The organism is Sinomonas sp., from assembly GCF_051955515.1.
Lineage (GTDB): Bacteria > Actinomycetota > Actinomycetes > Actinomycetales > Micrococcaceae > Sinomonas.
The window spans coordinates 1-5,271 of the sequence record NZ_JBQCGQ010000014.1; the positions used below are offsets into that span (position 1 = coordinate 1).

At 69.7% G+C, this 5,271-nt stretch carries 2 protein-coding genes, 1 pseudogene and 2 riboswitches; all 3 genes and pseudogenes read right to left on the reverse strand.

Annotation, left to right across the window (positions count from 1 at the left end):
* A pseudogene (locus ACTHL9_RS00835) lies at positions 1 to 1,865 on the reverse strand (glycine dehydrogenase (aminomethyl-transferring)); the annotation flags it as partial.
* Positions 1,866 to 1,883: 18 nt separating this feature from the next.
* Positions 1,884 to 1,972, reverse strand: a riboswitch (glycine riboswitch).
* A gap of 4 nt (positions 1,973 to 1,976) precedes the next feature.
* Positions 1,977 to 2,075, reverse strand: a riboswitch (glycine riboswitch).
* Between the two features lie 94 nt (positions 2,076 to 2,169).
* Complete coding sequence (locus ACTHL9_RS00840) at positions 2,170 to 2,787, reverse strand: GNAT family N-acetyltransferase (protein WP_440516731.1); 618 nt, start codon at positions 2,785 to 2,787, stop codon at positions 2,170 to 2,172.
* A complete protein-coding gene (locus ACTHL9_RS00845) occupies positions 2,784 to 5,216 on the reverse strand; it encodes a Tex family protein (protein WP_440516732.1) in 2,433 nt (810 codons plus the stop codon). The genes ACTHL9_RS00840 and ACTHL9_RS00845 overlap by 4 nt, the downstream gene beginning before the upstream one ends.
* Positions 5,217 to 5,271 lie beyond the last annotated feature (55 nt).

Below are 5,271 nucleotides of genomic sequence, written 5' to 3' on the forward strand. Positions count from 1 at the left end.
GCGAGCACGGCCGAGGCCGCGTTGGTCCCGTGCGCGGAGGCCGGGATGAGGCACACGTCGCGCTGGGCTTCCCCGCGGGAGTGGTGGTAGCCGCGGATCGCCAGCAGGCCCGCGAGCTCGCCCTGGGAGCCGGCGTTGGGCTGGATCGAGACCTGATCGTACCCGGTGATGGTCGCCAGGTCCTGCTCGAGGTCGGCGATGAGCTCGCGCCAGCCCTCGGTCTGGGAATCCGGGGCGAAGGGGTGGATGCCGGCGAACTCGGGCCAGGTGATGGCCTCCATCTCCACGGCCGCGTTGAGCTTCATGGTGCACGAGCCCAGCGGGATCATCGTCCGGTCCAGCGCCAGGTCCCGGTCGGAGAGGCGGCGCAGGTAGCGCATCATCTGCGTCTCGGACCGGTAGGAGTGGAAGACGGGGTGCTGCAGGTACAGGCTCGAGCGGTGCATCGCGCCCTCCAATGCGAACGGCGCACCAGCCGTGTCCTGGCCGTCCCCGGCCGGGCCCGCGCCGAACACGGCCGCGATCGTCGCGACGGTGTCCGCCGTCGTCGTCTCATCGCACGAGATGCCCACGGTGTCGGCGTCGACGAGGCGGAGGTTGATCCCCTTGGCCTCCGCCCCCGCGACCAGCGCGGCGGCGCGGCCGGGGACGCGGGCGGTGACGGTGTCGAAGAAGCTGCGGTGCGCGACCTCGACCCCGGCGGACTCGAGCGCCGCCGCGAGCGTGCGGGCGTGGGCGTGGGTCCGCTCGGCGATCGCCTTCAGCCCCTCGGGGCCGTGGTAGACCGCGTACATCGAGGCCACGATCGCCAGCAGCGCCTGGGCGGTGCAGATGTTGGACGTCGCCTTCTCGCGGCGGATGTGCTGCTCGCGGGTCTGGAGGGCCAGACGGTACGCGGGGCGGCCGGCGTCGTCCTTCGACACCCCCACCAGGCGGCCCGGGAGCTGGCGCTCGAGGCCCTTGTGGACCGCCATGAAGGCCGCGTGCGGGCCGCCGTAGAACAGCGGCACGCCGAAGCGCTGCGCCGAGCCGACGGCGATGTCCGCGCCCTGCTCGCCCGGGGACTTGATCAGCGTCAGCGCCAGCAGGTCCGCGGCGACGGTGACCATCGCGCCCCGCTCCTTGGCTTCCTCGATGAGCTCCGTCGCATCCGCGACAACGCCGGAAGCGCCCGGCTGCTGGATCACGAGGCCGTTGATCGGCCCCTCCGGCAGGCCCTTGGACAGGTCGGCGACCTCGACCTCGAACCCGAGCGCACGGGCACGGCCCGTGACGATCGAGATCGACTGCGGGAACAGATCCGCGTCCAGCACCGTCTTCCCAGCAGAGGCGGCCTTGTCCTTGTTCGCCCGGCGCATCAGCAGCACCGCCTCCATCACCGCCGTCGCCTCGTCCAGCAGGGACGCGTTCGCGATCGCCAGGCCCGTGAGGTCCTCCACGGCGGTCTGGAAGTTCAGCAGCGCCTCGAGCCGGCCCTGCGAGATCTCCGGCTGGTACGGGGTGTACGCGGTGTACCAGGCCGGGTTCTCTACGATGTTCCGCCGGATCACGGCCGGAGTGACCGTGTCGTAGTAGCCCTGCCCGATCATCTGCACATGCGGGCGGTTCTTCGACGCCAAGCCGCGCAGGGCTGTCAGGACCTCGGACTCGCTCAGCGCCGGGGCGAGCCTGAGCGGAGAAGACTGCTTGATGCTGTCCGGGACGGCAGTCGACGCCAGCGCATCAGCACTGTCGTACCCGACCGCGTTCAGCATGTGCTTGATGTCCGCATCGCGCCGCGCACCGATGTGCCGGTCGACGAAGGCTGCGGGAACTGCGTGGTCCGTCACGGGGGAACTCCAATACTCTGGCCGCTTTCGCGGCATGGATTGCGTTCCTCCCCGCTCTGTATGGGACCTGAGAGATTCCACCGACCATGTGGGCCGGCTTGCACCGTCGGTGAGCCCAGCGGGAACTGGGCTGCTTTCCAGAGGCGCCTTGCCGCGGCGGTACAGGTGCCTGAGAGATTCCTGGGGAGGTGTTGCTCCTACGGCGCCTGCTTGCTCATGCTCGCAGGACTCTCCCGCCGCAGATCAGAGGCTTGTTCAATTGTGGGCGTGCGACCGCGCCGCACAGACCAATTCTGCTATGCGGCCCGGCCCGGTAGCAAACCCTTCGGCACTCATGACCTCAGAGCTCGGCGGTCCACTCCTCCCGGAGCACCCCGTATACAACCGCGTCGTACAGCTCGCCGCGGACCTGCCGCGCCTTGCGATACCTCGCCTCTTCCGTGAATCCCAGCTTCTGCCCCACCCGGCACATGCCGAGGTTCCCGCTCCACGTCGCGAAGTCCAGGCGGTTGCTGTCGGTCACGGAGAACAAGTACGTAGTCCAGAGCGCGAAGGCCTCCGTGCCGTAGCCGCCGGACCAGTGCGAAGAATCGAACACCACAAGCCCGAGCCGGCGCCACGGCAGAAGCCGGGTGCCTTCGGCGTCGGGCTCGGTCGGCTTCTCCTCCCAATACCAGGAGACCTGCCCCACGAATGCGCCAGAGTCCGCATCCGCGATGGCGAGGTTCTCGCGCACCGCCGGCCATGCGCCGTCGTACGCCTTGCGAAGGAGGCCATCACACCAGCGGTTGGCGCCCTCGGCACTCCAGCGCGAGTAGAAGGGACCGTCGAAGAGCTGCCACTCGTGCACCCCGCCCCCTGCGGGGGGCACGATCCAGCGGCGGTACGCCTCGATATCCTCCGGGGTCCAATCCCGAAGGACCGAGCGGCGCCCGGTGATGAGCACGGGTGCCGTCACTTGGTGAGCCCCGCCCTCCTCAGCGCCTCCGCGAGAGCCGTGTCCGGGGCTCCCTTGCTCTGGAATCCCTTGCCCTGGGACCCCTTCCCCTGGGCTCCCCCGCGGGCAGATCGGTCACCGCGAGCGGGCCGATCACCGCGATCCTGACGCTCGCCGCGGCCCTGGCGCTCGCCGCGCGCCGGCCGCTCGGCAGTCGCGTCGTCGTCGAGCCGCAGTGTGAGCGAAATGCGCTTGCGCGGCACATCGACGTCGAGAACCTTGACCTTGACCACCTGGCCGGACTTGACGACTTCGCGGGGATCGGAGACGAACTTCGAACTCATCGCGGACACATGGACCAGGCCGTCCTGGTGCACTCCAATGTCCACAAACGCGCCGAACGCCGCCACGTTCGACACCGTGCCCTCGAGGATCATGCCCGGCTTGAGGTCGCCGATCTTCTCGACTCCCTCCTTGAGGGCAGCTGTGACGAACTCGGGCCTCGGATCCCGCGCGGGCCGGACGAGTTCGGCCATGACGTCCTTGACGGTGGGAAGGCCGAAGCGCTCGTCCGCGAACTGGGCCGGATCCAGGCCCCCCACTGCCGACGTGCCGCCCGCCGCCTTGAGGATCCGATGTGCCAGGCCGTAGGCCTCGGGGTGGACCGCGGAGGCGTCGAGGGGCTCAGGGCCGCCCGTGATGCGGAGGAAGCCTGCGCACTGCTCGAAGGCCTTCGCACCGAGGCGCGGCACCTTCTTGAGCTCCGAGCGGCTTGCGAACGGTCCGTTCGCGTCCCGATATTCGACGATGCTGCGGCTGAGCAGAGGGCCCACGCCGGCAACGCGGGAAAGGAGCGACGGTGAGGCCGTGTTGACGTCCACGCCCACGGCGGTCACGCAGTCCTCAACCACAGCGTCGAGCGAACGATCAAGCTTCGCCGGGGTGAGATCGTGCTGGTACTGGCCGACTCCGATCGACTTCGGCTCGATCTTGACGAGCTCGGCCAGAGGATCCTGGAGCCGCCGGGCGATCGAGACGGCGCCGCGGAGCGAAACGTCAAGATCGGGCAACTCCGCCGACGCCAGCGCCGACGCCGAGTACACCGACGCTCCGGCCTCGGACACGATCACCTTTGCGGGCTTCCGGGCGGCGCTCTCGCCTGCGCGATCGCCCAGGCGCGAAAGCAGCTCGGCAGCAAGGCGATCAGTCTCGCGGCTCGCGGTGCCGTTGCCGACCGCCACGAGCTCGATCCCGTGCTGGACGGCGTGGGCCTCGTGCGTGGCGAGCGACTCCTTCCACTTGTTCGCGGGCGCGTGCGGATAGATCGTCGCCGTGTCCACCACCTTGCCCGTGCGGTCGACGACGGCAACCTTCACCCCCGTGCGCAGCCCTGGGTCAAGCCCGAGCACAGCCCGGTTCCCGGCCGGCGCCGCAAGCAGGACGTCGCGGAGGTTCGCGGCGAACACCCGCACGGCCTCCTCCTCCGCGGCCTCGAACAGCCGGGCCCGCAGGTCCGCCTCCAGCCGCGGCTGCAGCCGCCCCCGCCACGCGATCCTCGCAGTCTGCGACAGCCAGCGCGCGGCGGGGCTGTCCCCTCCGCGGATTCCCAAGGCATGCGCGACGGCGCCCTCGTACCCCGCGCGGGCCTCCTCCAGTCCTGCTTCATCGCGGGGATCGGCCTCAGCGAGTGTGACGGTCAGAGCGCCCTCCCGCTCTCCCCGCAGGAGTGCGAGCACGCGGTGGCCCGGGAGGCTCTCAACCGGTTGGACGTAGTCGGCGTAGTCGGAGTACTTTCCGGCGAGCTCGGCCGTCGCGCCGTCCGCTGCCTGCGCACTCGCCCTGCCGCCCTTCCACAGGCGCTCCCGGAGTTCGTGCACGAGGTCGGTGTTCTGACCCACGCGTTCGATCAGAATGGCGCGCGCCCCCGCGAGTGCGTCCGCGGCGGTCGCTACGCCCTTCTCATCGCTCACGAACTGTGCTGCAACATCCTCCGGCGCCCGCGACGGATCTTTGATGAGCGCGTCGGCCAAGGGCTCGAGGCCTGCTTCCCGCGCGATCTGGGCCTTTGTGCGGCGCTTGGACTTGTAGGGCAGGTAGAGGTCTTCGAGTTCGGCCTTCGTCGCGGCGCGTTCGACGGCGTCACGCAGCTGATCCGTCAGCGCACCTTGTTCGTGAATCGCCGCGAGCACGGCGGCGCGGCGCTCCTCGAGCTCCCGGAGGTACCGCAGCCGCTCCTCGAGGTCACGCAGCTGGGCGTCATCGAGGGTTCCGGTGACCTCCTTGCGGTAGCGGGCGATGAACGGCACGGTTGAGCCCCCGTCGAGCAGCCCGACAGCAGCGGCCACCTGCCACGGTTTCACACCGAGTTCTTCGGCGATGAGCGCGTTGATCTTCTGGGCGACGGCGTCTGGCTGAGGGCGTGCGGGAGCGGGAACTGCGGGCTGAGTCACGAAGAATACTCTGCCCTATGCGCCCGACATTCCGCATGCGCACGGAGGAGTCACC